General features: G+C 72.6%; 26 protein-coding genes. 10 read left to right on the top strand and 16 right to left on the bottom strand.

Going from position 1 to position 22,678, the window contains the following annotated elements; translation table 11 throughout:
• Positions 1–110: 110 nt before the first annotated feature.
• Positions 111–530, bottom strand: a complete 420-nt coding sequence (locus tag HF526_RS26575; RefSeq protein WP_169384309.1) for a hypothetical protein — start codon at positions 528–530, stop codon at positions 111–113.
• An 87-nt stretch (positions 531–617) separates the two neighbouring features.
• On the opposite strand from HF526_RS26575, the gene HF526_RS26570 reads away from it, so the two are divergent.
• Both HF526_RS26570 and HF526_RS26565 read left to right on the top strand, forming a co-directional pair.
• Positions 618–872, top strand: coding sequence for a type B 50S ribosomal protein L31 (locus HF526_RS26570; RefSeq protein ID WP_169384308.1), 255 nt, complete (start codon positions 618–620; stop codon positions 870–872).
• Positions 873–914: 42 nt separating this feature from the next.
• Positions 915–1,235 (top strand): hypothetical protein, encoded by a 321-nt coding sequence (locus HF526_RS26565; protein WP_169384307.1) that lies wholly within the window; start codon positions 915–917, stop codon positions 1,233–1,235.
• Here the strand turns inward: HF526_RS26565 and HF526_RS26560 are convergent.
• Positions 1,186–2,061 (bottom strand): metallophosphoesterase family protein, encoded by an 876-nt coding sequence (locus HF526_RS26560; protein ID WP_420821659.1) that lies wholly within the window; start codon positions 2,059–2,061, stop codon positions 1,186–1,188. The two genes, HF526_RS26565 and HF526_RS26560, sit on opposite strands and share 50 nt — an antisense overlap.
• Before the next feature lie 129 nt (positions 2,062–2,190).
• On the opposite strand from HF526_RS26560, the gene HF526_RS26555 reads away from it, so the two are divergent.
• From HF526_RS26555 to HF526_RS26545, 3 genes are all read left to right on the top strand, one after another.
• Positions 2,191–3,522 carry a cytochrome P450 gene (locus tag HF526_RS26555; RefSeq protein ID WP_169384305.1) on the top strand — a complete coding sequence of 444 codons (1,332 nt, stop codon included), beginning with the start codon at positions 2,191–2,193 and terminating at the stop codon, positions 3,520–3,522.
• Between the two features lie 39 nt (positions 3,523–3,561).
• Entirely contained in the window at positions 3,562–3,942 is a 381-nt protein-coding gene (locus HF526_RS26550) for a PPOX class F420-dependent oxidoreductase (protein WP_169384304.1), read from the top strand.
• Positions 3,943–4,119: 177 nt separating this feature from the next.
• Positions 4,120–5,904: a hypothetical protein gene (locus tag HF526_RS26545; RefSeq protein ID WP_169384303.1), complete on the top strand. Its 1,785-nt coding sequence runs from the start codon at positions 4,120–4,122 to the stop codon at positions 5,902–5,904.
• Between the two features lie 84 nt (positions 5,905–5,988).
• Here the strand turns inward: HF526_RS26545 and HF526_RS26540 are convergent, their stop codons facing one another.
• Positions 5,989–6,666: a response regulator transcription factor gene (locus tag HF526_RS26540; RefSeq protein WP_169384302.1), complete on the bottom strand. Its 678-nt coding sequence runs from the start codon at positions 6,664–6,666 to the stop codon at positions 5,989–5,991.
• A gap of 101 nt (positions 6,667–6,767) precedes the next feature.
• On the opposite strand from HF526_RS26540, the gene HF526_RS26535 reads away from it, so the two are divergent.
• Complete coding sequence (locus HF526_RS26535; protein ID WP_338051770.1) at positions 6,768–7,526, top strand: hypothetical protein; 759 nt, start codon at positions 6,768–6,770, stop codon at positions 7,524–7,526.
• 27 nt (positions 7,527–7,553) lie between these two features.
• Here the strand turns inward: HF526_RS26535 and HF526_RS26530 are convergent, their stop codons facing one another.
• The 11 genes from HF526_RS26530 to HF526_RS26480 all read right to left on the bottom strand — a co-directional run bounded on the left by HF526_RS26530 (position 7,554) and on the right by HF526_RS26480 (position 16,593).
• Entirely contained in the window at positions 7,554–8,069 is a 516-nt protein-coding gene (locus tag HF526_RS26530; RefSeq protein WP_239029181.1) for a DUF6069 family protein, read from the bottom strand.
• A 150-nt stretch (positions 8,070–8,219) separates the two neighbouring features.
• Positions 8,220–8,819: an NADPH-dependent FMN reductase gene (locus HF526_RS26525; RefSeq protein ID WP_169384301.1), complete on the bottom strand. Its 600-nt coding sequence runs from the start codon at positions 8,817–8,819 to the stop codon at positions 8,220–8,222.
• A gap of 162 nt (positions 8,820–8,981) precedes the next feature.
• Positions 8,982–10,052 carry a phosphotransferase family protein gene (locus HF526_RS26520; protein WP_169384300.1) on the bottom strand — a complete coding sequence of 357 codons (1,071 nt, stop codon included), beginning with the start codon at positions 10,050–10,052 and terminating at the stop codon, positions 8,982–8,984.
• A gap of 55 nt (positions 10,053–10,107) precedes the next feature.
• The gene (locus HF526_RS26515) at positions 10,108–10,572 is read right to left on the bottom strand and encodes a DUF3037 domain-containing protein (protein WP_338051769.1); all 465 of its coding nucleotides are present in this window, start codon (positions 10,570–10,572) and stop codon (positions 10,108–10,110) included.
• Positions 10,545–11,396 carry a HipA family kinase gene (locus HF526_RS26510; RefSeq protein WP_338051768.1) on the bottom strand — a complete coding sequence of 284 codons (852 nt, stop codon included), beginning with the start codon at positions 11,394–11,396 and terminating at the stop codon, positions 10,545–10,547. The genes HF526_RS26515 and HF526_RS26510 overlap by 28 nt, the downstream gene beginning before the upstream one ends.
• A 64-nt stretch (positions 11,397–11,460) precedes the next feature.
• Positions 11,461–12,555: an ABC transporter ATP-binding protein gene (locus HF526_RS26505; protein WP_211177836.1), complete on the bottom strand. Its 1,095-nt coding sequence runs from the start codon at positions 12,553–12,555 to the stop codon at positions 11,461–11,463.
• Positions 12,552–14,093: an ABC transporter permease subunit gene (locus HF526_RS26500; RefSeq protein WP_169384298.1), complete on the bottom strand. Its 1,542-nt coding sequence runs from the start codon at positions 14,091–14,093 to the stop codon at positions 12,552–12,554. Before HF526_RS26500 ends, HF526_RS26505 begins: the two co-directional genes overlap by 4 nt.
• Complete coding sequence (locus HF526_RS26495) at positions 14,090–15,124, bottom strand: extracellular solute-binding protein (RefSeq protein ID WP_169384297.1); 1,035 nt, start codon at positions 15,122–15,124, stop codon at positions 14,090–14,092. Before HF526_RS26495 ends, HF526_RS26500 begins: the two co-directional genes overlap by 4 nt.
• 203 nt (positions 15,125–15,327) lie before the next feature.
• Positions 15,328–15,477, bottom strand: a complete 150-nt coding sequence (locus HF526_RS26490; RefSeq protein WP_169384296.1) for a hypothetical protein — start codon at positions 15,475–15,477, stop codon at positions 15,328–15,330.
• Between the two features lie 53 nt (positions 15,478–15,530).
• Positions 15,531–15,977 carry a DoxX family protein gene (locus tag HF526_RS26485; protein ID WP_169384295.1) on the bottom strand — a complete coding sequence of 149 codons (447 nt, stop codon included), beginning with the start codon at positions 15,975–15,977 and terminating at the stop codon, positions 15,531–15,533.
• 124 nt (positions 15,978–16,101) lie between these two features.
• Complete coding sequence (locus HF526_RS26480; protein ID WP_169384294.1) at positions 16,102–16,593, bottom strand: DoxX family protein; 492 nt, start codon at positions 16,591–16,593, stop codon at positions 16,102–16,104.
• Positions 16,594–16,999: 406 nt separating this feature from the next.
• Between HF526_RS26480 and pgi the strand changes: the two genes are divergently transcribed.
• Positions 17,000–18,685: a glucose-6-phosphate isomerase gene (gene pgi / locus HF526_RS26475; protein ID WP_338051767.1), complete on the top strand. Its 1,686-nt coding sequence runs from the start codon at positions 17,000–17,002 to the stop codon at positions 18,683–18,685.
• Positions 18,686–18,713: 28 nt separating this feature from the next.
• Entirely contained in the window at positions 18,714–19,391 is a 678-nt protein-coding gene (locus tag HF526_RS26470; protein WP_169384292.1) for a phosphatase PAP2 family protein, read from the top strand.
• A gap of 11 nt (positions 19,392–19,402) precedes the next feature.
• Here HF526_RS26470 and HF526_RS26465 read toward each other — a convergent pair whose 3' ends face one another.
• Complete coding sequence (locus HF526_RS26465; protein WP_169384291.1) at positions 19,403–20,209, bottom strand: DNA-formamidopyrimidine glycosylase family protein; 807 nt, start codon at positions 20,207–20,209, stop codon at positions 19,403–19,405.
• A gap of 73 nt (positions 20,210–20,282) precedes the next feature.
• On the opposite strand from HF526_RS26465, the gene HF526_RS26460 reads away from it, so the two are divergent.
• Positions 20,283–22,115, top strand: a complete 1,833-nt coding sequence (locus HF526_RS26460) for an NHL domain-containing thioredoxin family protein (RefSeq protein ID WP_169384328.1) — start codon at positions 20,283–20,285, stop codon at positions 22,113–22,115.
• A 74-nt stretch (positions 22,116–22,189) separates the two neighbouring features.
• Here HF526_RS26460 and HF526_RS26455 read toward each other — a convergent pair whose 3' ends face one another.
• On the bottom strand, positions 22,190–22,432 hold the full coding sequence (locus HF526_RS26455; protein ID WP_169384290.1) for a hypothetical protein: 243 nt from the start codon (positions 22,430–22,432) through the stop codon (positions 22,190–22,192).
• On the opposite strand from HF526_RS26455, the gene HF526_RS26450 reads away from it, so the two are divergent.
• Positions 22,422–22,678: hypothetical protein (locus HF526_RS26450; RefSeq protein WP_211177834.1), on the top strand; the 257-nt coding region annotated here is incomplete at its 3' end. The two genes, HF526_RS26455 and HF526_RS26450, sit on opposite strands and share 11 nt — an antisense overlap.

Here is a 22,678-nt window from a genome sequence, read left to right as displayed (position 1 = left end):
GCCGCAGATACCCCGTCACGTTCGGCGGCCTCGCTGTCGCCGCGTTGTGCCGTCCCTGTGTGTCCGCTGTGCACCTTTCATCCGCAGATGTGACGCCTGCGACCCGATGGTCAGTTCGTCGGAGCTGCGACGGCTCGCTGGTAGACCTCCAGCAGGCGCCCGGGCAGCAGTACCGGGTCGAACCGGCCCCGGCGGAGCCAGCACTCAAGCTCCCGGACGTCGGCCGCACTGCGCAGCGGGCCGACGTGCACCGCCGGTCCCATCGGGCGGCGCTCCGCGTCGCAGGGCTGCACCAGGACGAGGGGCGCCGCGGTGCGGAGCCGGCACGTGGTCGGACCGAGCAGACAGCCCGTCGACACCAGGACGCCGTGCCGGCTGCTGCGGACGACGGCACGCAGCATCTCGGCGGTGCGGTCCGCCTCGGTGGCGTCGGCGGGACCGGCGGAGTCGGTGCGGAACCCGCAGCCGCCCGCCCCGCACAGCACGGCGGTGAAGCCCGCGGTGGCGGGGTACACGTCGCGGACGGTCATGACCACACCTCCTGCTAACGACAACCGTTATCGTTTAGACTGACGCTAGCAGACCGATCCACCTCCACAACCCCACGAGGACTCGCCGTGCGCCCCGATATCCACCCCGCCTACGCCCCCGTCGTCTACCAGGACCGCTCCACCGGGGACATGTTCCTGACCCGATCGACCGCCACGTCGTCGGAGACCGTCGAGTGGAGCGACGGCAACACCTATCCGCTCATCCGCGTCGACATCACCGCCTACTCGCACCCGTTCTGGACCGGCGCGGCCCGCGTGCTCGACTCCGCGGGCGCGGTCGAGAAGTTCCGCCGCCGCTACGGCGACCGCAGCCGGGGCTGACGGCGTAGCGTCGACGGCACAGCGCCTCGACGGGAGGTCGCCGTGCACCGTCCCCGCCGCCCCGAGCCCGCGGTCGTCACCGACCTGGCCGAACCGCTCGCCGCCGTGCACCGGCGGATGATCCGGATCCGGACCGTGCTGATGGTGATCTGGATCCTCGGCTGGGCCGCGACCGGTTTCGTCTGGCGCACCGGCTGGCTGGCGATGCTGATCGTGATCGTCACCGGGCCTGTGCTGTGGGCGGCGGTGTTCGTCCATGGAACGCGCCGGCCCCCCGGCCGGCGGGTGCCGGTCGATCTCCGCCGGCGCGCGATCACCGGTCCGGGACGGGCAGCACCTGGCGGGGCAGCGGGTCCACGGTGATCCCCCGTGCGTCGCGGGAACGCCGCTCCCGCGGGTAGCCCAGCGACGCCTCGACGAAGCGGACGTCGTCCTCCCACGTGACCCGCGGGATGTGCAGGTGACCGTAGACCACCAAGGTGGCCCGGAACCGGACGTGCCAGTCGGCGGTGCGTTCGGTACCGCACCACAGCGCGAACTCCGGGTAGCGCAGCACCTGCGTCGGGAACCGGGTGAGCGGCCAGTGGTTGACCAGCACGGTCGGCATCGACGGGTCGATGGCGGTCAGCCGCTTCTCGGCGTCGGCGACCCGCGCGTCGCACCAGGCCGCACGGGTCGGATAGGGATCGGGGTGCAGCAGGTGCTCGTCGGTGCACACGACGCCCGCCCGGTAGGCCGCAGCCATGGCCTCGGCGGTCGAGGACGTGCCGGCGGGCCGGAACGAGTAGTCGTAGAGCAGGAACAGCGGCGCGATCGTCACCGGGCCGCCGTCCCCGGTCCAGACCGGGAACGGGTCCTCCGGCGTGACCACGTCGATCGTGCGGCACTGCTCGACGAGGTGGCGGTAGCGGTGCTCGCCGCGCAGCTGGACCGGGTCCTTGCCGCGGGTCCAGAGCTCATGGTTGCCCGGCACCCAGATCACCCGGGCGAACCGCTCGCGCAACAGCCCGAGCGTGGAGATCACATCGTCGACCCGCTCCGCGACATCGCCGGCGACGATCAGCCAGTCCCCATCGGAGCCCGCACGGAGGTCGTGGGCGATCGTTCGGTTCTCGGGGTAGCGCACGTGCAGATCGCTGACGGCGAGAAGGCGCGGTGCGGACGAGGAGGATCGGGACGTCACCGACACGTCCTACCCGGCCGCTCGTCGCGACGCACGCCCGGCCCGCGCTGAGTACCGGCTGAGGAACGGGGCTGGCCCGAATAAGTTACCGGCGGTAGCTTCAGGATCGAGCGGCACGAGCACAGGAGGTCGGGCATGGCCGGTTCGAGGGGCGTTCGGCGCAGGATCCGGTGGGCACTGCGGCACGGGATCATCCGCCGGGTGGTCGGCAAGCGCGCCCGCGAGGGCGACCTCGGCGCCCGGCTGATGGTCGACCCGCAGGTCCTCGCCGAACCGTTCCCCTACTACGACACCCTGCGGACGCAGGGCAAGCTGGTGAACTCCGGGATCGCGCTCGCGTCCGCGCACCATGACGTCACCACCGCTGTGCTGCGCAGCCAGGACTTCGGGGTCGGCATGCGGATGCCGGAGAACCTGCCCGGCGTGATCGGGCTGGCGCTCAAGGCCGGCGGGCGGTGGACGCTGGGGCCGGTGCAACCGCCGTCGATGCTCGCGGTCGACCCGCCGGACCACACCCGCTACCGCAAGCTCGTGACCCGGGCCTTCAGCGCCCGCGCGGTCGCGGCGCTGCGCAGCCGCACCGAGGAGATCGCCGCCGAGTTGCTCGACGCCATGGTCGCCCGTGCCCGCATCGGGAACCGCGCCGACCTGATCGAGGACTACGCGAGCCTGCTGCCGGCCACGGTGATCGCGGAGATGCTCGGCGCGCCGGTCGAGATGAGCCGGCAGTTCCTGGAGTGGGGCGCCGGTGGCGCACTGTCGCTGGACGCAGGCCTGAGCTACCGCGACTTCCGGCGCTCCGAACTCGACCTCGACGCGCTGCACAGCTGGATGCTCGGCCACTTCGAGACGACCCGCCGCAAGCCCGGCGACGACATCCTCAGCGTGCTCGTCACCGCACACGACGAGGGCGACCGGCTCACCGAGGACGAGCTGAGCAGCATCGCGATGCTGCTGCTCGCCGCCGGGTTCGAGACCACGGTCAACCTGATCGGCAGTGGCGCGGCGCTGCTCATGGAACACCCCGACCAGCTCGCGGTGCTGCAGGCCGATCCGCAGCTGTGGCCCAACGCGGTCGAGGAGACGCTGCGCTTCGAGTCACCGGTGCAGCGCACCGGCCGGATCGCGCGCCGCGACACCGAGGTGTGCGGCATCCCGGTGAAGGCCGGCACGGTGGTGGTGCTGCTGATCGGCGGGGCCAACCGGGATCCGGCGGTGTTCCCCGACCCGCACCGCTTCGACGTCACCCGGCCCGAGGCCAAGGACAACATCGCCTTCTCCACCGGCATCCACTACTGCCTCGGTGCCGGGTTGGCCCGGATGGAGGGCGAGGTGGCGCTGCGCGCGCTGTTCGAGCGCTTCCCCGACCTGGCCCCCGCCGGGCCGGGGCACCGGCGCCCGACCCGGGTACTGCGCGGTTACGAGACGCTGCCGGTGGCCCTGGACCGGGCGGCGGTGCCGGCGTGATCGCGCTCGGTGCAGCGTCCTCGACCGGTGCCGACGCCGATGGCTGACCCGACCGCTCGACTCGGCGCCGCCCGGTACGCCGTGCTCACCACGTTCCGCCGGGACGGCGCCCCGGTCCCGACGGCGGTCTGGGTCGCCCCGATCGACGGCGCGATCGGCGTCTGGACGACCACGGACTCGGGCAAGGTCAAGCGGATCCGCCGCGACGGCCACATCGAGCTCGCCGAGTCCGACTCGCGCGGCCGGCCACTCGGCCCGGCGGTCGCGGGTACCGCGCGGGTCCTGGACCGGGCCGGCACGGAACAGGTGCTGGCCGCGATCCGCCGCAAGTACGGCCTGCTCGGCCGGCTGCTCACCACGCTGAGCGGGTGGCGCCGCGGGAAGGCCGGCACCACCGGGCTGGCCGTCACCCTGGAATGAGCGGCGCCGTGCCCATTGCGCGGCAGCCGTATCCGAGTGACACAGGAACGTCACAGTTTCAGGACCGGACTTGACAGAGATGTGACAACCGAGCGTGTAAAGCCTGCCGGCGCTCCTGCCGGGTAGCGATCAGTCCAGTCGCCCGTGGGCGGCTCCTGCACGCTACGAGGAGGAGTAATGAAACGGTACAAGCGCGCTTGCGAGCGCATCGGGGTGGCCTCGGCGGCTGCCCTGATCATGGTCGGTTGTGGGAGCGCCGCAGCCAATGCGGCCGCATTCCATGATCAGATCGAGAACCCGCACACCCAGGGAACCGCGACCCCGTCGCCGGGTCCCGGAGGAACCGACACCCCGGCCCCGAGCCCGGGCCCGGGCCCGACCGGCAGCGACACCGGCACCCCGAACCCTGCACCACCCACCAGTGCGGGACCCGCCCCCAATCCCGGCGGGACCACGAACGGCCAGGAGGCGCCGGGAACGCCCCCGGCCGGGACCGCCCAGAACTCGCTCACGCTCCGGCTCACCTCGATCCGGCCGCACGACACCAACCTCGACGACACCGAGTTGAAGAGCGTGGACTACTGCTTCAACTCGCCGCTGGTCGATGTGCCGGGGCCCACGAGCTTCTACCTGCAGGGCTACAACTCGCACGCCGACGCGCAGTCGAGCCAGGCGAAGCTGTCCGAGACCGACAGCTCCTGCGTGACCGCCCGCTTCCAGGCCGGGACACCGGTCCTGGCCTACTCGGTCGCCACCGTGGGCAACCAGGCGGTCCGCAACGTCCAGGAGAAGTCCAACATGCAGGGCTCGCTGGTCATCCCCAACAACACCTCGCGCACCGGCCGCACCAGCGCGCCTGAGCTCATCTCGATCACGCCGGACAAGACCCTGGACAAGGCCACCTACACGTTCGACAAGCCCGTCGACTCCAAGGGCGCCGACGCCATGGGCGGCGGCGCAGGCGCCAACTCGGGCACCCAGTCCGGCGCCAACCCGGCCAGCCCGCCGAGCAACGCGCCGAACGCCAACCCACCGGCCCCGCAGGGTAACCAGCTCGGCTCCACCACTCCGAGCACCGGCACCAGCGGCATCACCGCCCCGAGCCAGGTCGACCCCTCGAAGTTCGGCTTCTACACCGTGAACGGTGACGCCGTGATGGCCAACGGAGTGGTCTCCAAGCAGGGCAACGCCGTTCAGGTGAGCTTCGCGAGCGGCAGCAAGATCGACGAGGCCGTGCGCTGGTTCGTCCAGGAAGGTGGCGTCAGCGACCTGCAGGGCCAGCAGAACGTGCTGACCTCCCAGGGCGGGACCACCAGCGTCCCCGACCTGACCGGTGTCACGCCGGCCGGCCCGGCGGTGTTCGACTTCACCTTCGACAAGTCGGTGAAGAACCCCGTCGCGCAGGACTTCGTCATCTACACCGACGGCGGGACGCCGATCCATGCGACCGCGGCAAACACCACGGACCAGGGTGCTACCGTCCGCGCCGACTTCCAGCGCGCCGAGGACTACTCCTACAAGATCCGCGGGGCGGCCGTGGCACCGCAGGCGGTGGCTCTGAACGACGTCCAGGGCAAGACCAACACCGTCGGCTTCGTGCCGGTCGACACCCCCAACACCGGCGCCCTGGGCACCGGCCCGACCAGTGGTCCCGACCTGCTGAACGTCAACAACGACGCGGCGGCCGGGCAGGCCACGTTCGCCTTCGACGAGAAACTGGCCCCGCAGGGTCCGACCGGCAGCCAGCCGGCGTTCTACCTCGTCACCTCGGACGGCACCCTGGTGCAGGCTCGCAGCTACGTCTCCGTCACCGGCGGCACGGAGACCTCGAACCAGATCGTCGTGCTGTTCAACCAGGCGGACCTGCGGTCCGCGGCAGCCTTCACCGTGAACGCCAACACGGTGACCGACACCCTCGGCGATCCCAACCCGATCGCCACGATCTACACCTCGAACAGCTGAGATCGGCAGCTCATCGGGTGGAGAGAATCGGATCGGGCGTCGGCCGGGACGGTTCACCGTCCCGGCCGACGTCGTCGGGCAGGGTCACACCGCCAGGCGGTAGCCCTGCCCGCGCACCGTGACCACGACCTTCGGGACCTGCGGGTCGGGCTCCACCTTGCGTCGCAGCCGGGCGACGTTCACGTCGACCACCCGCGGGTCGCCGAAGTAGCCGTAACCCCACACCCGCTCGAGCAACTCAGCCCGGCTGAGCACCCGGCCCGGCACCACGGCCAGCTCGCAGAGCAGCCGGAGCTCGGTCGGGGTCAGGTCGAGCGGCTCACCATCGCGCAACGCCAGCCCGTCGCGGGCAACGATCTCCAGGTCGCCCACGTGGACGCTGCCGCGCAGCCCGGTTCCCTCCGCACGGCGCAGGAGGGCCCGGATGCGCGCGCAGAGTTCCTGCACCCGGAAGGGTTTGCTGATGCAGTCGTCCGCGCCGGCCTCGAGGCCGCCGACGACGTCATGGCTGTCGACCCGCGCACCGACCGCGATGATCGGAACCGTACTGGTGCGCCTGATGTCCCGGCAGACCTGGAACCCGTCGCAGCCGGGCAGCACGAGATCGACGCAGATCACGTCGAACCCATGGTCCCTCAAGGCGGCCAGCCCCTCCTCACCGCTGGCCGCCTCCCCGACGACGAACCCCTCTCGCGACAGCGCGAGTGCCACCATCCGGCGGATCCGCGCGTCATCGTCGATGACTAGGATCGAGCGGCGCATGGCCGTAGGGTTCCCCGGCCCACCTCCGGTATGCGCTCCCCCGGGTCCGGCACCCGGTACGTCACGATCGAAGCGCAGGCGCATCTCGAGCCGTGTGAGCAGTGGCCGGGGAGGTCGGCATCGTGCAGGACAGCGGGTTTCACCTCGAGTTCAGCCTCAGCGAGCACCGGCAGATCGTGGCCTGGATGCTGGGCGCGTTCCTGGTGACCTTCCTGGTCACCAGGGCGATCACCATCGCGATCCACACCGGGCGCGGCCCGTTCCGCAACGCGAGCGTCGGCGGGGTGCACGTGCACCACCAGGTCTACGGGATCTTCCTGCTGCTCGTCTCGGGGACCGTGGAACTCACCTACCGCCCCGGCCCCCCGTGGCTGCAGGTGATCGCCGTGTTGTTCGGCATCGGCGCGGCCCTCACCCTCGACGAGTTCGCGCTGTGGCTGCACCTCGACGACGTGTACTGGTCCGCGGAGGGCCGCCGCTCGGTGGACGCCGTCCTCATCGCGCTGGTGATCGGGTTCCTGCTGCTGCTCGGGGCGAACCCGGTGAACGGCGAGAGTGGGCAGGGCGCAGCGGTCGTCGCCGTGACGATCACGGTGGACCTGCTGTGCGCGATGATCGCGATCGTCAAGGGCCGGACCCTGCTCGGCGTGATCGGGGTGTTCATCCCGGTGCTGGCGTGGGTCGCCGCGGCACGACTGGCCCGGCCCGGCTCGCCGTGGGCGCGGCGGATGTACCGGCCCGGGTCCCGGCGGCTGGCCCGATCGTTGCGGCGGTTCCCACCGGGAAGGCGCACCCGGTGGGACCGACTGGTCGACCGGTTCGCCACGCCCCGGATGCTGAGCGGGCCGCCGCAGTCCTGAGCGGATGGCCGTACCGCGGGTGACCGCCTAGCGCCGGCCGCCCGTCGCCGAGACTGCCGCACCGGTCACCAGGCTGCCGATGGCCAGCCCGATGACCAGGTGGATGACCGCGGTGGCCAGCCGGACGGTCAGCGGTTCGGTGTCGAGGAACGGCAGCACGACGGCGACCGCGGTGACCAGGCCGACGATCCAGCCGAAGTAGGCCATCGGCGACGGCGTGCTGACCAGCAACAGGTGGGCCAGCCCCGTCGCGGCCAGCGCCGCGATCGCCGCGCAGACGCACAGCACGATCGTCCGCGAGTCGCCCAGCGCCCCGGCCCGGACCGGCGCCAGGTACGGGATCTGCAGCAGGGCGCGGGCGATCAGCAGGCCGACGAGCCCGATCAGCGCCGCGACCACCGCCGTCGCCACCCCGCCGGACCACAGCCGGCCCGCGTTGACGACGGGTGCCCGCGACGACGCCGGCGGCCGGGACAGTTGCCGGGTGGGCTCGGGATACTCCGGATAGCCCCCGCCGCCCGGCTCGTTGTACCCGTTCGCCATCGTCTCTCTACCCCATCCTGCCGAGAACCCGGTTCCGCACCCGGACCGCGAACGGCCACAGGTGCCGCGCGATTCTGGCGCAGTCGACGCCGCGACGCCGCACGGCGACACCCAAACCCCCCGTCAGGGTGACATGCGGTCAGGACTCAATTACTGCGCGTTACGTAGCGGGCGGAGAGTCGGGACCCAGCGCACCAACTCGTCCAGCATCTTCTGCGCGCCGGCCTCCACCTCGGTGCTGGGCTCGAACCGGCGGTCGTCACCCTCCCCGGTGATGAACTGCGTGACGAACGGGATCGGCACCGTCTCGGCCAGCGGCACCAGCTTGAGCACCGAGCACACCGGCTTGAGCGCCTGCATGGCCCGGGCCCCCGCCGCCACACCGCCGTACCCGACGAGCCCGACCGGCTTGTAGGCCCATTCCTGGTGCAGGTAGTCGATCGCGTTCTTCAACACGGCCGTCATGCTGTGGTTGTACTCGGGGTGCACGAACACGAACGCGTCGGCGCGCTCCACCGTGGCACTCCAGCGCTTGGTGTGGTCGTGGACGTACCTGCGCAGCCGGGGGTGGTAGGGCTCGTCGAACAGCGGCAGCCCCACCTCGGCCAGGTCGATCAGCTCCGCCGTGAACCCACCGTGGGCCGCGGCGCGCTCGTGCACCCACTGCGCCACCGGCAGCGCGACCCGCCCCGGACGTGTGCTGCCCACCACGACCTGCAGGACCGGCCGATCTGCGTCGTGCGCGCTCATGTTCGTCCCCGTCTCCTGCCGCGGGCGCGGCATCTCCCCGGATCGTGCCCCTGTGGTGGAGCGCTCAACGACCCGGGTGGGCCGGGCAGGTCGGCGCATCAGGTACCCGGTCCGGCCGGTGCGATGCGCACCGGCCTGCACCGGCCGCGGTGCGAGCCCGGTTCAGCCGCCCAGCGCCGCCAGCGCCGCCCGGGCCTGCGCCTGCACCGATTCCAGCCGGGCGACGGCGACATCGCCCATATCGGCGGCGTCGGAGCCCATCACCCCGGCCGCGTACCGGGTGTACACGCCGGCCCCGATGCACGCCGAGCGCCATCGGGCGAAAGCCAGGTAGTAGGGCAGGTCGGCGAGGTCGCGGCCGGAGCGGGCGGCGTAGCGGGCGATCAGTTCGTCCCGCTCGGGAAATCCGTCGAGCGCGGTGGGCCCCGGGGTGGTCGGCGCCTCGGTGTCGCCCGGCCGGGCCCACGACGCGAGCACCCAGCCGAGGTCGGCGAGTGGGTCACCCAGGGTGGCCAGCTCCCAGTCGAAGACGGCGCCGATGCTGCCGTCCGCAGAGAACGACAGGTTCCCCGGACGGAAGTCCCCGTGCGCGATCCGCACCTGCGAGTACGGCAGCGTCGCCGGCATCCGCTCCACCAGCCGCTCGTGCACCGCGTCGACCACCGACAGATCCGGCACCGCCGATGCGTGCACCTGCCGGTGCCAGCGGCGCAGCTGGCGCTCCAGGTAGCTGCCGGGCCGGCGCAGCTCACCCAGCCCGACCGCGTCCGGGTCGACGGCGTGCAGGTCGGCGAGGACGTCGACGACGGCCAGCCCGGCCGCGTGCCGGTGCTCGACGGCCAGTTCCTCCCCCGCCGCCTCGTCGCCCAGCACCGTACCCTCGACGAAACCCATCACGTAGAACTCGGCGCCGATCACGCCGGCGTCCGCGCAGTAGGCCACCGGGCGCGGCACCGGCACCGGGGTCGGCGCGAGCGCGGCGATGAACCGCCACTCCCGGCTCATGTCGTGCGCGGTGGCCAGCACCCCTCCGGTGGGCGGGCGACGCAGCGCCCAGCCGACACCGGCCGCGTCCACGATCCGGTACGTCAGGTTCGAGTGACCGCCGGAGATCCGGTGGACGGTCACCGGCCCGGAGCCGACCGCCACCTCGGGCACCTCGGCGGCCAGCCACCCGGACAGTGCGTCGGCGGGCACCGGATCGTCGATCTCCGTTGATCGGCTCTGCGTCATGGGGCCATTCAAGCGCTGCGCGCTCGTGCGCGGAAAGTGGTGCCCGAGCGACCACTCACCGCGCACAGCCGCGGAGCGGGAGCACGAGCTCGCGGAGCAGCCGGTCGGTCTCTGCTTCCGGGTCGGCGGTGAGCCCGGTGTGCACCGGCCCGGGCTGGACGACGGTGCTGCGCGGCGCGGTCAGCCGCCGGAACCGGCGCCCGATGTCCTCCCCGGCCGCCGGCCCGTCCGCGGCCAGCGCGCCGTCGGTGCGCCGGTCCGAACGCGGCGGCGCCGCCACCGCGCAGACGTCGGCCACGGCGTCGAGGGCGCGGGCGATGGCCTCGTGGTCGGCGTCCGGGTCGAGCGCGTGCAGCCGCGCGACGTCCAGGTGGACGCGCGCGCCCAGGTAGTCCACGCCCCGGCAGTACACGATCACCCCGGCGTTGACGGCTTCGCCGCGCTCCACCCGGGGGACCACCCGCAGCAGCGCGTACTCGAACACGTGGCGGGTCATGAGCGCGGCAGCCAGGACAGCCACGAAGGCGGGTTCGGCGCGCGCGTCACCGGGCGGTTCCCGCCTGCCGCCGCGGCGGCCGCGCGGATCCCGGGCAGCCACGCATCGCGGGCGTCGAGGCGCGCGGTGAGCTGCCGGACGTACGCCTCGCGCACCCGGCCGGGACCGTCGAACCCGGGCTCCCCGGTGAGCCACTCGTCGGGGACGGCGGCGACGGCGGCGCGCAGCAGCTCACCGCTGACCCGCGGCGTGAGCGCGGCGTCGGCGGCGTCGAGATCCGGCTCCGCGGCGAGCAGCACGTGGTCAGCGGCCTCGTAGGGCCGGGTCGCGAACGCCGACGGGTCGACCAGCGCGGCGGCCCAGTTGTGGTGGAAGGTGAGCGTGGCGCCGTGGTCGATCAGGTAGGGCGCCCGGTGCCACAGCAGCATGTTGGCGTTGCGCCAGGACCGGTCGACGTTGCCCACCAGCCCGTCGAACCACAGCACCCGGCCGGCGAACTCGGGGCCCGGCGCGAAGGCGACCGGGTCGAAGTCCAGGGCTCCGGGCAGGAAGTCCAGCCCGAGGTTGAGCCCCGGGGAGTTGCGGAGCAGCTCCTGGACCTCCTGGTCGGGCTCGGCCCGGCCGAGTTCGGGGTCCAGGTCGACGGTCGCCAGGTCGGGCACCGGCAGCCCCAGCCCGCGGGCCAGCTCACCGCTGATGATCTCTGCGACGAGCACCTTGCGGCCCTGCCCCGCGCCGTGGAACTTCACCACGTAGGTGCCCAGGTCGTCGGCCTCCATCAGGCCGGGCAGCGAACCGCCCTCGCGCAGCGGCGTGACGTAGCGGATCGCCGTCACGTGTCGCAGCACCGTCACACCTCCCGTCGGCCCCCGCAGGATCGATCTGCTCATCCTGCCCCGGGCCCGGGCAGGCTCAGGCGGGGGCCCGGTCCAGCCCCACCTCGCCGCGTACCACGAGCCGTACCTGCTGGCCCACCACCGGCAGCGCGTATCCCGGGCAGCGCGCGGCGACCGCGGTGCCGCCGCCGAGCTCGAGCCGCACGACGGCGTCGTGGCCGTAGTACTCGATCTCCAGGACCTGGGCCGTGACGCCGCCGGCGTCGATGCCGTGGATTCCGATCTGCTCCGGGCGCAGCAGCACGGTCGCGGGCCCGTCGGGGTGCCCGCCCCCGACGGGCAGCCTCCCGAGCACGCACTCGGCGACCCCGCCGTGCACAGTCGCGGGCAGCCCGACGACGTCACCGACGAACCCGGCGACGCCGCGGTCCACCGGGTGCCGGTACAGCTCGGCGGGGCTCGCGACCTGGACGATCGCACCGTCGCGCATCACCGCGACCCGCGACGCCAGCGACAGCGCCTCGGCCTGGTCGTGGGTGACCAGCACGGTCGTGGTGCCGGCGGCGGCGAGCACGTCGACGACAGCCCGCCGCGTGCTCTCCCGCAGCTCCACGTCGAGGGAGGAGAACGGCTCGTCGAGCAGCACGATCCCGGGCTCGGGGGCGAGCGCGCGGGCCAGCGCGATCCGCTGCTGCTGGCCGCCGGACAGCTCGTGGGGGTGACGACGGGCGTAGCCGGCGTCGAGCCCGACCATCTCCAGCAGCTCGACCACCCGGTGCGGGGCCCGCCGCGCCCGCCGCGGCAGCCCGAACGCGATGTTGGCGGCCACCGTCAGGTGTGGGAAGAGGTTGCCCTCCTGGGTCACGTAGCCGATCCGGCGTTCCTCCGGCGGCAGCGCCAGCCCGGGTCCGGCGACCGGCTGGCCGGCGATGTCGATCGTGCCGGCGTCGGGCCGGTCGAAGCCCGCGATGAGCCGCAGCAGCGTGGTCTTCCCGCACCCGGAGCGGCCGAGCACGGCGGTGAGGCTGCCCGCCTGCACATCGAGGTCCACCCCGTGCAACACGGGGACGTCGCCGTAGGACTTGCGCACGCCGAGCACCGACAGCCCCGGGGGCTCGCGGTCCGGGGCGTCCTCCATCGACGGTGTGTCGGACACTCGGAGCAAGCTCATCTGCGGGCCTCCCGGGTCAACAGGTATGCCGCCGGCGCCGAGATGAGGATCATCAGGACGGCGTACGGAGCGGCGGCACCGTACTTGATGCTGTAGCTGTAGCTCCAGAACTCGGTGGCCAGGGTCTGGGTGCCGATCGGCGCGAGCAGCAGCGTCGAGGTCAGTTCGGTGACCACGGCCAGGAACACCAGCGCCGCCCCGGATCCGAGCCCGCGGGCGATGAGCGGCACCGTGACCCGCCACAGCACGCCCGCCGGGCGGGCGCCGAGCGCGCGGGCCGCGTCGTCGAGTTCGGGAGGCAGCTGGGTCAGCGCGGCGCGCAGGCTGACCATGGCGCGCGGCATGAACAGGATCGCGTAGGCGGCCACGAGCATGACCGTGGTCTGGTACAGACCGGGCAGCACGTTGATGGCCAGCGTGATCAGCGCCAGCGCCACCACGATGCCGGGCAGCGAGTTGCCGATGTAGGTGCTCCGCTCGATCACCCGGCTCAGCCGGCCGAGGTGGCGCACCGACAACCAGGCCACCGGGAACGCGAGCGCCGTGGTGGCCACGGCACCGAGCAGCCCCAGCCCGATCGAGGTGCCCGCCGTCTGGGCCAGCGCACCCAGCGGGAACGCCGTCGAGGTGCCGGTGACCAGCCAGTACCCGAGGCTGAACAACGGCACCCCGAGCGCGAGCAGCACGAGCAGGACCATCGCCGCGATCGCCGGCACGGCCCAGCGGCCGAGCGGGTGCGCGACGAGGCGGCGGGCCGCGCCTGCCCCGACCCGCGCCACCCGGGCGCGCCCGGCCAGCCGCAGTTCGGCGAGCAGCAGGAGCAGGCAGCCGAGCACCAGCACGCCGGCCAGCATGGTCGCGGCACCGCCGTTGAAGGTCGACTTGAACGAGTCGTAGATCGCCGTCGTGAACGTCTCGAAGCGCAGCGACTGCAGCGCCCCGAACTCGGCGAGCAGGTGCAGCCCGACGAGCAGCACGCCGCCGAGCAGCGCCGGCCGCAACTGCGGCAGCACGACCCGGAAGAACGTGCGCCACGGGCCGTTGCCCAGCGCCCGGGACATCTCCTCGAACGCCGGGTCGACGCCGCGCAGCACTGCGGCCACCGGCAGGTAGACCAGCGGGAAGTAGGACAGCGTGGTGATCAGGACCGCGCCGCCGAGGCCTTCCACGGCCGGGGTCAGCGAGTACCAGCCGAAGCTGTTGACGAACGCCGGGACGGCCAGCGGCGCGGCCATCAGGCCGGTCCAGACGCCACGGCCGGGGAGGCTGGTCCGCTCGACCAGCCATGCGGCGCCGGTGCCGATGATCGCGCTGGCCACCATGCCCAGCACGGTGAGGGTCACGGTGTTGACGAGCAGCTCGCCGACCCGCGGCCGCCACACCAGCGCGACGGCCTCGTCCCAGCCGAGCTCGATGGTGCCGATGACCACGTAGAGCAGCGGGACGAGGCTGAGCAGGGCCACCGCGAACGCGGCGGCCAGGCGAAGCGGTGGGTAGCGGAGCCGGCGCCCGCTACCCACCGCCACGGCCCGGGTCACAGCAGACCGACCCGCTGCATCTCCTCGATGACCTTGGGGCCGTTGAGGGAGTTGAGGTCGACATCGGGCGGGCTGAGCTCCGACATCGGCTTGAGCGCGGGGTTGGCCGGGACGTTCGACCCGACGGTGTACTCGAGCGCGTTGCCGTCGGCGAGCGTCTTCTGCCCCTCGGCGCTGGTCATGTAGGCCAGCAACTGCTGGGCCTGCGCGGCGTGCTTGCTGGATTTGAGCACCCCACCGCCGGACACGCTGACGAACGCGCCGGGGTCGGCGTTGCCGAAGTACTCCAGCTCGGTGTTCTTGCTGTTGACGCCGGATTCGGCGCGGTCGCCGTACCAGTAGTAATGGTAGATGACGCCGCCCGGGACCTCACCCGAGTTCGCCGCCTTCATGATGGTGCTGTTGCCCTTGTAGATCTTGGCGTTGTTCTTGATGCCCTGCAGCCAGGCCGCGCCGGCGGCGTCACCCTCCACGGCGTAGACCGCGCTGACGATGGCCTGGAAGTCCGCGCCGCTCGGCGAGATCGCGAACTTGTCCTTCCACTCCGGCTTGGCCAGATCCATGATCGACTTCGGCAGCTGCCCGGCCGGCAGCAGGGCCGGGTTGTAGACGAACACCGTCGACCGGGCCGCGACGCCGACCCAGTCACCCTTGCTCGACGAGAACCGCGCCGGGACCTGCGCCTTCGTCGCCGCGTCGACCGGCGCGAACAGGTCCTTGCTGGAGACCAGCGACATCGCCGGCGAGTTCTCGGTGATGAACACGTCCGCGGGCGACGCGGCGCCCTCGGAGATGATCTGGTTCGCGAGCTCGAAGTCGTCCCCGTTGCGCACCTCGACCTTGATCCCGGTCTTCTTGGTGAAGCCGTCGGCCCAGGCCTGGCCCACCTCTTGGTGCTGGGCGTTGTAGAGCACGAGGGTGTCCGCCGCGGAGTCGGCGGAACCGCTTGCGTTTCCTCCGCACGCGGCGGTCAACGCGAGAACGGCGAGCGTAGCGGCGGCGGCCAGCGGGCCGCGTCGGGTCAGACGCACAAGGGCTCCTCGACGATCCGGAAAGAACGGTCAGAGGTTAGCATCACCTACCACTCGGATAGGTAACGTTATCTCGCGGAACGGGACGTTATGCGGACATCTCGTCATGCATCGCCCGAGGTTCGAGCCATCTCCGCACTCGATCGCGTGCTCACCGTCACCACAACGGCGCAGCAGGCAGTGACGCCCTCACGCACCACGCGTCAACGGGCCGCGGCCGCGTCCCGGCGGACGACCAGGACGCGGTCGAGACCGAACCTCCCGGGCCCGACGGCGGCCGCCGCCGGTGCGGCGGCGCCGATCACCCCGACGAACTCCCGGCCGGCGATCCGCACTCGCAGGCCGCCGCCCACCCGGTACCCGGGAATCGGAGGGATGCGGGAGGAATGTCGCGGACGCGCGGGTGTCAGACCGCCGTCGCGGCGTGCACCGGCTGCCGGCGCGAGGCGATCAGGTGGTCGAGGCTGAACCGGCCGGCGCCGGCCGCCGCCAGCGCGAGGGCGGCGGCCGCGATCACACCGACCAGTTCCCAGCCGCCGTTGGTCACGAAGATCCCGTGGGTGAGGTGCACGAAGAGCGCGGCGCCGAGCATGTCCAGCACGACGAGAAGCCCGACGACCGCGGTCACCGCCCCCGCCACCAGCATGACGCCGCCCACGAGTTCGACGGCCGCGGCGAAGACCGCCGACACCGGGGCGACCGGCACTCCCATGCCCGCGAACGCGTCCGTGGTCGCGCCGATCCCGTTGGTGACCACCTTCTGCCAGCCGTGGGCGATCAGGTCGACACCCAGCACCACGCGGGCGACGAGCAGGGTGATGTCGCGGGCTGCACCGGACAGCGAGCGGCTCATGCTGGACGACCTCCGATAGATGAATGTTGAACCAAACTCTCGCCCAGGCTATACAGACCGCCCGCGGCCGCCGCGAGCCGACCGCCACGCGTCGCCACAACGCCGGGCGCCGGTCGACCCGCGCTCAGCGCTGACGGATCGAGTCGAATGGCCCGGGGTGATACGGCTCCGGGATCGGCACCGGGGCCGGGGCCGGGGCCTTGCGGGTGTGCAGCAGGTGATCGAGGCTCAGCCGACCCGGACCGAAGGCGGCGATCGCGAGCACCCCGGCGATGAGGACCGCGACGAGCTCCCAACCGCCGTCGGCCGCGAAGATGCCGTGCGAGCCGTGCACGAAGTAGATCGCACCCAGCATCACGAAGGTGATGAACGCGCTGGCGACCGGTACCAGGACACCGAGGATCAGCAGGGTGCCGCCGACGAACTCGACGCACACCGTGAACGAGGAGGCCACGATCGCCAGCGGGATGCCGAAGTTGTGGAACAGCACGGCGGTGTCGGAGATGCCGTTCAACACCAGCTTCTGCCACCCGTGCGCGTAGAACACGACACCGATCACGAGGCGCGCGACGAGCAGCGCGATGTCGCGGGACGGAGCAGGTAGCGAACGGGTCATCGAGTTCCTCCAGAACGGCCAGTGCCGAAGACACCGAGCGGCTGAATGACGCTAAACCGGCAAGGGGGGACGACTGGCCCGATCAGACCAATGCGCGCCGACGCATCATTCCCGTGCGACGAACGACACGCTCCGTCACGCACACCGTTACCGGCGATTCATCGAACGGGCTACAGCGCGCGCCCAGCGGTGATCCGTGCCACGTCAACAATCTGCATCGCACCTCACCGCAAGGGTCGGCTCACCCGACCGGGCGATTCGACGTCGACGAGGCGTCGCCGACGCCGGGGTGGACCTGCTGGAGCGGCTGGTCCGGCGCATCGTCCGACCGGCGCCGGCGGACAAACATGCCGGACGGCCCTGCGGATGCCGCATGCAGCGGCCTCCGACTGGGCATGATGAACCCGTGTCCGAGACCAGCACCACAGCCGGTAGCGCCCCGAGCGACATCACCGCGACCCCCGAGTGGGCCGCGCTCGCCGCGCACCACGAGGCCGTCGCGCCGCTCCACCTGCGGCAATTGTTCGCCGACGACCCGGGTCGGGTCGACGCGCTGACCGTCTCCGCCGCGGACCTCGTCCTGGACCACTCCAAGCACCGGATCACCCGCGAGACGATCCCGCTGCTGGTGGCGCTGGCCCGCGCGGCCGGGTTGCCCGAGCGGATCGAGGCGATGTTCCGCGGCGAGCACATCAACACCAGCGAGGACCGCCCGGTGCTGCACGTCGCGCTGCGGCTGCCGCGCGACGCGAAGCTCGTCGTGGACGGCCAGGACGTGGTCGCCGATGTGCACGCGGTCCTGGACCGGATGGGCGGGTTCTCCGACCGGATCCGCTCCGGGGAGTGGACCGGCTACACCGGGCAGCGGATCCGCACCGTCGTCAACATCGGGATCGGTGGCTCCGACCTCGGCCCGGTGATGGCCTACGAGGCGCTCAAGGCCTACTCCGACCCGGACCTGCAGTTCCGGTTCGTCTCCAACATCGACCCGACCGACCTGGCCGAGGCCGTCCGCGACCTCGACCCGGCGACGACGCTGTTCATCGTCGCGTCGAAGACGTTCAGCACGCTGGAGACGCTGACCAACGCCCGCAACGCGCGGCAGTGGCTGCTCGACGGGCTCGGCGCGGGCCCGGAGGCGGTGGCGAAGCACTTCGTCGCGGTGTCCACCAACGCCGAGAAGGTCCGCGAGTTCGGCATCGACGAGGCCAACATGTTCGGCTTCTGGGACTGGGTCGGCGGGCGGTACTCGCTGCCGTCGGCGATCGGGCTGTCGCTCATGATCGCCATCGGCAAGGAGCAGTTCGGCGAGTTCCTCGCGGGCATGCACGCGATCGACGAGCACTTCCGCACCGCTGCGCTGGAGCAGAACCTGCCGGTGATCGCCGGGCTGCTCGGCGTCTGGTACGACGACTTCTTCGGTGCGGAGACCCACGCGGTGCTCCCCTACGCCCAGTACCTGCACCGGTTGCCGGCCTACCTGCAGCAGCTGACCATGGAGAGCAACGGCAAGTCCGTCCGCGCCGACGGCGGCCCGGTCACCACCGACACCGGCGAGATCTACTGGGGTGAGCCGGGTACCAACGGCCAGCACGCGTTCTTCCAGTTGCTGCACCAGGGCACCCGGCTGGTGCCGGCCGACTTCATCGGGTTCGCCGAGCCGATCCACGAACTACCGGGGGACGGGCCGGCCGACATGCACGACCTGCTCACCGCCAACCTGTTCGCCCAGACCTCGGCGCTGGCCTTCGGCAAGACCGCCGAGGAGATCGCCGCCGAGGGCACCCCGCCGCATCTGGTCCCGCACAAGGTGATGCCGGGCAACCGGCCGTCGTCGACGATCCTGGCGCCCAGGCTGACCCCGTCGACGCTCGGCCAGCTGATCGCGCTCTACGAGCACATCACGTTCACCGAGGGCACGATCTGGGGCGTCGACTCCTTCGACCAGTGGGGCGTCGAGCTGGGCAAGGTGCTGGCCAAGCAGCTGGTCCCGGTGCTCAGCGAGGACCGGGCCGACACCTCCGGGCTCGACCCCTCGACGGCGGCGCTGGTGGCCCGGTACCGGAAGCTGCGCGGCCGGGCCACGGGCTGACCGCCGCGCAATGGTCGGGAGTGGGGAGATGAGCGAAGGCGGTGCCCGGGCCGTCGGGGTCGGCGCCGCGATGGTCCTCGTGCTCGCCGTGGTCGCCGCCTTCGTCATCCGTGCCGGGCTGACCGGGACCGGGCCGGGCGCCGCCGACGGCGCGGTCCTGGACTGGTTCCTGGCCCACCGCTCCGCCGGGTGGACCGCGGTGGCGGTGGTGGTGACCAACGTCGGCAGCACGCTGGCGATGGCCGCCGTCGCGGTCGTCGTCGGCATCGCGCTGTGGCTGCGCGGCCGGCGCGCCGACGCGGTCTTCCTGGTCGGGGTCATGGCGGTCGCGAGCGCGGTGTTCCGGCTGCTCAAGATGAGCTTCGACCGGCCGCGGCCACCTGCGATCGACCGGCTGGTCAACGAGACCAACGAGTCCATGCCGTCCGGGCACGCGACCATGTCGGTCGCCGTCATCGGGGCCCTGGTGGCGGTGTTCTGGGCCGGGCGGACGGTGGTGGCCCGGGTGGCGATGGTGGCCGCCGCGGCGCTGTGGGTCCTCGCCGTCGGCGTCACCCGCATGTATCTCGGGGTGCACTGGTTCAGCGACGTGCTGGCCGGCTGGTTCGTCGGGGCCGCGGTGCTGGCCGTGGCGTGCACGCTGCGCGCCCGGTGGCGGCACCGGGCGACGCCGCACCCGGCCGCCACCGCGGCCGACGCCTCCTGAGCCGGGGCCGGTCAGGCCTGCTCGGCCGAGCACCACCAGGTCGAGCGGCCGCCGACCGTGCCGTGCGCCATCGGTGCGCCGCAGCGGGGGCAGGCGCCGTCGGCGTTGCGCTCGCCGATCATCTCGCCGGTGTGCACCCCGCCGTTGCGGACCGCCGCGGCCAGCGAACGCTCCAGCGCGCGGTACAGGCGGTCCAGCTCGGCGGCATCGAGCTCGTCGACCGGCTTCGACGGCCGGATCCTCGCCTGCCACAGCGTCTCGTCGGCCAGCAGGTTGCCCACGCCGGCCAGCACGCCCTGGTCCAGCAACCGGGCCTTGACCGCGGAGCGCCCGCGGGTGATCCGCTCGCGGAACTCGGCCGGCGTGATGTCCTCGGCATCCGGGCCGAGGGCGTCGAGGTCGGGCTCGAGGCGGACCCGGCCGAGCCGGCGCTTGTCGAACAGCCGCAGCCGGCCGCCGTCGGCGAAGCTCACGGTGAACCGGTCCCACTCGGGTTTGCGCGGTGAACGGTCGGGGCGATCGGGCTCTCCCCCGGCTCGCTCACCGTCGCCGCCCGTGACGATCAGTCGTCCGCCCATGCCGAGGTGGATCCCGAGCCGCGGTCCGGCGGTGCCGTCCGAGATCACGGTCTCGCACCACATCGTCTTGCCGCGCCGGTGCGCCTCGGTGAGCCGCCCGCCGGCCAGCGCCTTGGCGATGTCGCCGGGCCGGTGCGGGCGGCACACCCAGTCGTCGGTGTCGTCGATGTCGGCGATCTCGCGGTCCAGCGCGCCCTCCAGGACCCGGCGCGCGCTCTCCACCTCGGGCAGTTCCGGCACGATCCCAGTCTCGCGCCGGTGCGGAACAGCCGCGCGGCGAAAGCGGTTGATCGCTGGCGTGAGTACGGGACGCATGCGGGTACGGGCACCGGAGCTGCGCGGACGGCGCTGGCTGAACACCGGTGGCGAGGATCTGTCGCTGGCACAGCTGCGCGGCAAGATCGTGCTGCTGGATTTCTGGACGTTCTGCTGCGTCAACTGCCTGCACGTGCTCGACGAGCTGCGCCCGCTCGAGGAGCGGTTCGCCGACGTGCTGGTGACCGTCGGGGTGCACTCACCGAAGTTCGTGCACGAGGCCGACCCGGCCGCAGTCGAGGCCGCCGTCGAGCGCTACGCGGTGCACCACCCGGTGCTCGACGATCCCGACCTGGCCACCTGGGACGCCTACGCCGCGCGGGCCTGGCCGACGCTCGTGGTGATCGACCCGCGGGGCTACGTGGTCGGGCAGCTCGCCGGTGAGGGGCACGCGCACGGGCTGGGTGTGCTCATCGAGCAGCTCGTCGCCACGCACGGGGCCGACGGGACGCTGCACCGCGGCGACGGCCCCTACGTCGCGCCGCCGGAGCCGGACACCGCGCTGCGCTTCCCCGGCAAGGTGATCGCCCTGCCCGGCGGGACGTTCCTGGTCTCCGACACCGCGCACCACCAGCTCGTCGAGCTCGACGCCGACCTGGTCACCGAGCGGCGCCGGATCGGTTCCGGCGAACGTGGCCTGCTCGACGGGCCGGACCCGCGGTTCTCCGAGCCGCAGGGGCTGGTCGCGTTGCCGGCCGACGTCGCCGCCGAGGCAGGCTACGACGTGGTCGTCGCCGACAGCGTGAACCACGCACTGCGCGGCCTGCGGCTGGCCGACGGGAACGTGACCACGGTGGCGGGGACCGGCGAGCAGCTGCGGGAGCGGATCGAGGTCGGCACGCCGGGCACCGAGCTGTCCACCCCGTGGGACGTCGCGTGGTGGGACGGCCGGGTCGTCGTCGCGATGGCCGGAAGCCACCAGCTGTGGTCGTTCGACCCGCGGACCGGCGTCGCCACCGTGCTGGCGGGCACCACCAACGAGGGGCTGCGTGACGGCGCCCCCGGGGAGGCGTTCTTCGCCCAGCCGTCCGGGCTGGCCGTCGACGGCGCGGGCGCGCTGTGGGTCGCCGACTCGGAGACCTCCGCGGTGCGGTCGGTCGTCGCCGCGCCGCTGGTCGGCGCCGCGGTCAGCACCGCGGTCGGGCAGGGCCTGTTCGACTTCGGCTTCCGCGACGGCGCGGCCCCGGCCGAGGCGCTGCTGCAGCACCCGCTGGGCGTCGCGGTGCTGCCCGACGGGTCGATCGCGATCGCGGACACCTACAACGGCGCGGTCCGCCGCTACGCCCCCGAGAGCCGGGAGGTCACGACGCTCGCCCGGGACCTGCACGAGCCCAGCGACGTGCTGGTCGAGGGCCCGGACCTGATCGTCGTCGAGTCCGCGGCGCACCGGCTGGTCCGGGTGCCGATCCCGGCCGGGGCCCGGGTCGACGCCGGCGCGCACCGGGTCCGCCGATCCCGCACCGACCTGTCCCCCGGTGTGCTCGACCTGACGATCTCCTTCACCCCGCCGACCGGGCAGCACCTCGACGACCGCTTCGGCGACCCGACCTCGCTCACCGTCGCCGCATCCCCGCCGGAGCTGCTGCAGGACGGGGCCGGCACGGCCCCGGGCCTGGCCCGTTCGCTGCGGCTGGCCGACCCGGTCGCCGGCGGGCCGGCCGAAGGGGTGCTGCAGGTCAGCGTGGCCGCGGCCGCCTGCGACCACGACGGGGAGGACGGCGAGGCCGGCATCTTCGCAGCGTGCCACCGCTACCAGCAGGACTGGGGCATCCCGGTGCGGCTGGTGCCGGGCGCACCGGCCGAGCTCGTGCTCGACCTGCGCGCGGTCTGAACGGGACCCCACGGCGGAGTCCGACCGCGCCGTGGCGCACGACGCGGTCGGACGGTGGGGAGGGACGTGCCCGGTCAGGAGGCGGTGAGCACCCTGAAGCCGCCACCGGCGGCCGGGGCCACCACGACCACCTTCCCGCCGGTCAGCAGGGCCGGGACCTCGGCGGCCGTCGCCTCCCGCACGGCCGTGGTGGAGAACGCCGCGGTCGTCCCGTCGGAGTAGCTGACGATGACCGGCGACCCGGCCGCGGCGCCGCTCAGCAGGGCGGCCGACCCGAGGCGGACCACGATCCGGCTGCTGCGGCTCGTGGCCTTCACCGGCACCGACCCCGCGGGCAGGGTCACCGAGATCGGGTGCACCGTGGCGGCCGCCGGGGTGGCCGCTGTCCCGGTCGACGCAGGTGTGCTGGTCGCGGGCCGGGTCGTGGTGGCCGGCCGGGACGTCGGCGCGGGCGCGACCGGCTTCGGCGTGGCGGTCGTGGCCGGCGGGACGGTGGTCGCAGGACTGCTGGTCGTCGGGGCCGTGGTCGGCGGGGTGGTCGTCGCCGGGGCGGTGGTCGGCGG

The sequence above is a fragment of the Pseudonocardia acidicola genome, from assembly GCF_012911935.1.
Classification (GTDB): Bacteria; Actinomycetota; Actinomycetes; order Mycobacteriales; family Pseudonocardiaceae; genus Pseudonocardia; species Pseudonocardia acidicola.
Note: the sequence above shows the minus strand (reverse complement) of the source record. Positions and strands in the feature narration are given on the sequence as shown.

What these genes read in the sequence shown, in the direction of transcription:
- HF526_RS26575 (WP_169384309.1), bottom strand. Translation starts at nt 530, where the DNA reads ATGACCGTCCGCGACGTGTACCCCGCCACCGCGGGCTTCACCGCCGTG.
- HF526_RS26555 (WP_169384305.1), top strand. Translation starts at nt 2,191, where the DNA reads ATGGCCGGTTCGAGGGGCGTTCGGCGCAGGATCCGGTGGGCACTGCGG.
- HF526_RS26550 (WP_169384304.1), top strand. Translation starts at nt 3,562, where the DNA reads ATGGCTGACCCGACCGCTCGACTCGGCGCCGCCCGGTACGCCGTGCTC.
- HF526_RS26545 (WP_169384303.1), top strand. Translation starts at nt 4,120, where the DNA reads ATGAAACGGTACAAGCGCGCTTGCGAGCGCATCGGGGTGGCCTCGGCG.
- HF526_RS26540 (WP_169384302.1), bottom strand. Translation starts at nt 6,666, where the DNA reads ATGCGCCGCTCGATCCTAGTCATCGACGATGACGCGCGGATCCGCCGG.
- HF526_RS26530 (WP_239029181.1), bottom strand. Translation starts at nt 8,069, where the DNA reads ATGGCGAACGGGTACAACGAGCCGGGCGGCGGGGGCTATCCGGAGTAT.
- HF526_RS26525 (WP_169384301.1), bottom strand. Translation starts at nt 8,819, where the DNA reads ATGAGCGCGCACGACGCAGATCGGCCGGTCCTGCAGGTCGTGGTGGGC.
- HF526_RS26520 (WP_169384300.1), bottom strand. Translation starts at nt 10,052, where the DNA reads ATGACGCAGAGCCGATCAACGGAGATCGACGATCCGGTGCCCGCCGAC.
- HF526_RS26505 (WP_211177836.1), bottom strand. Translation starts at nt 12,555, where the DNA reads ATGAGCTTGCTCCGAGTGTCCGACACACCGTCGATGGAGGACGCCCCG.
- HF526_RS26485 (WP_169384295.1), bottom strand. Translation starts at nt 15,977, where the DNA reads ATGAGCCGCTCGCTGTCCGGTGCAGCCCGCGACATCACCCTGCTCGTC.
- HF526_RS26480 (WP_169384294.1), bottom strand. Translation starts at nt 16,593, where the DNA reads ATGACCCGTTCGCTACCTGCTCCGTCCCGCGACATCGCGCTGCTCGTC.
- HF526_RS26470 (WP_169384292.1), top strand. Translation starts at nt 18,714, where the DNA reads ATGAGCGAAGGCGGTGCCCGGGCCGTCGGGGTCGGCGCCGCGATGGTC.
- HF526_RS26460 (WP_169384328.1), top strand. Translation starts at nt 20,283, where the DNA reads ATGCGGGTACGGGCACCGGAGCTGCGCGGACGGCGCTGGCTGAACACC.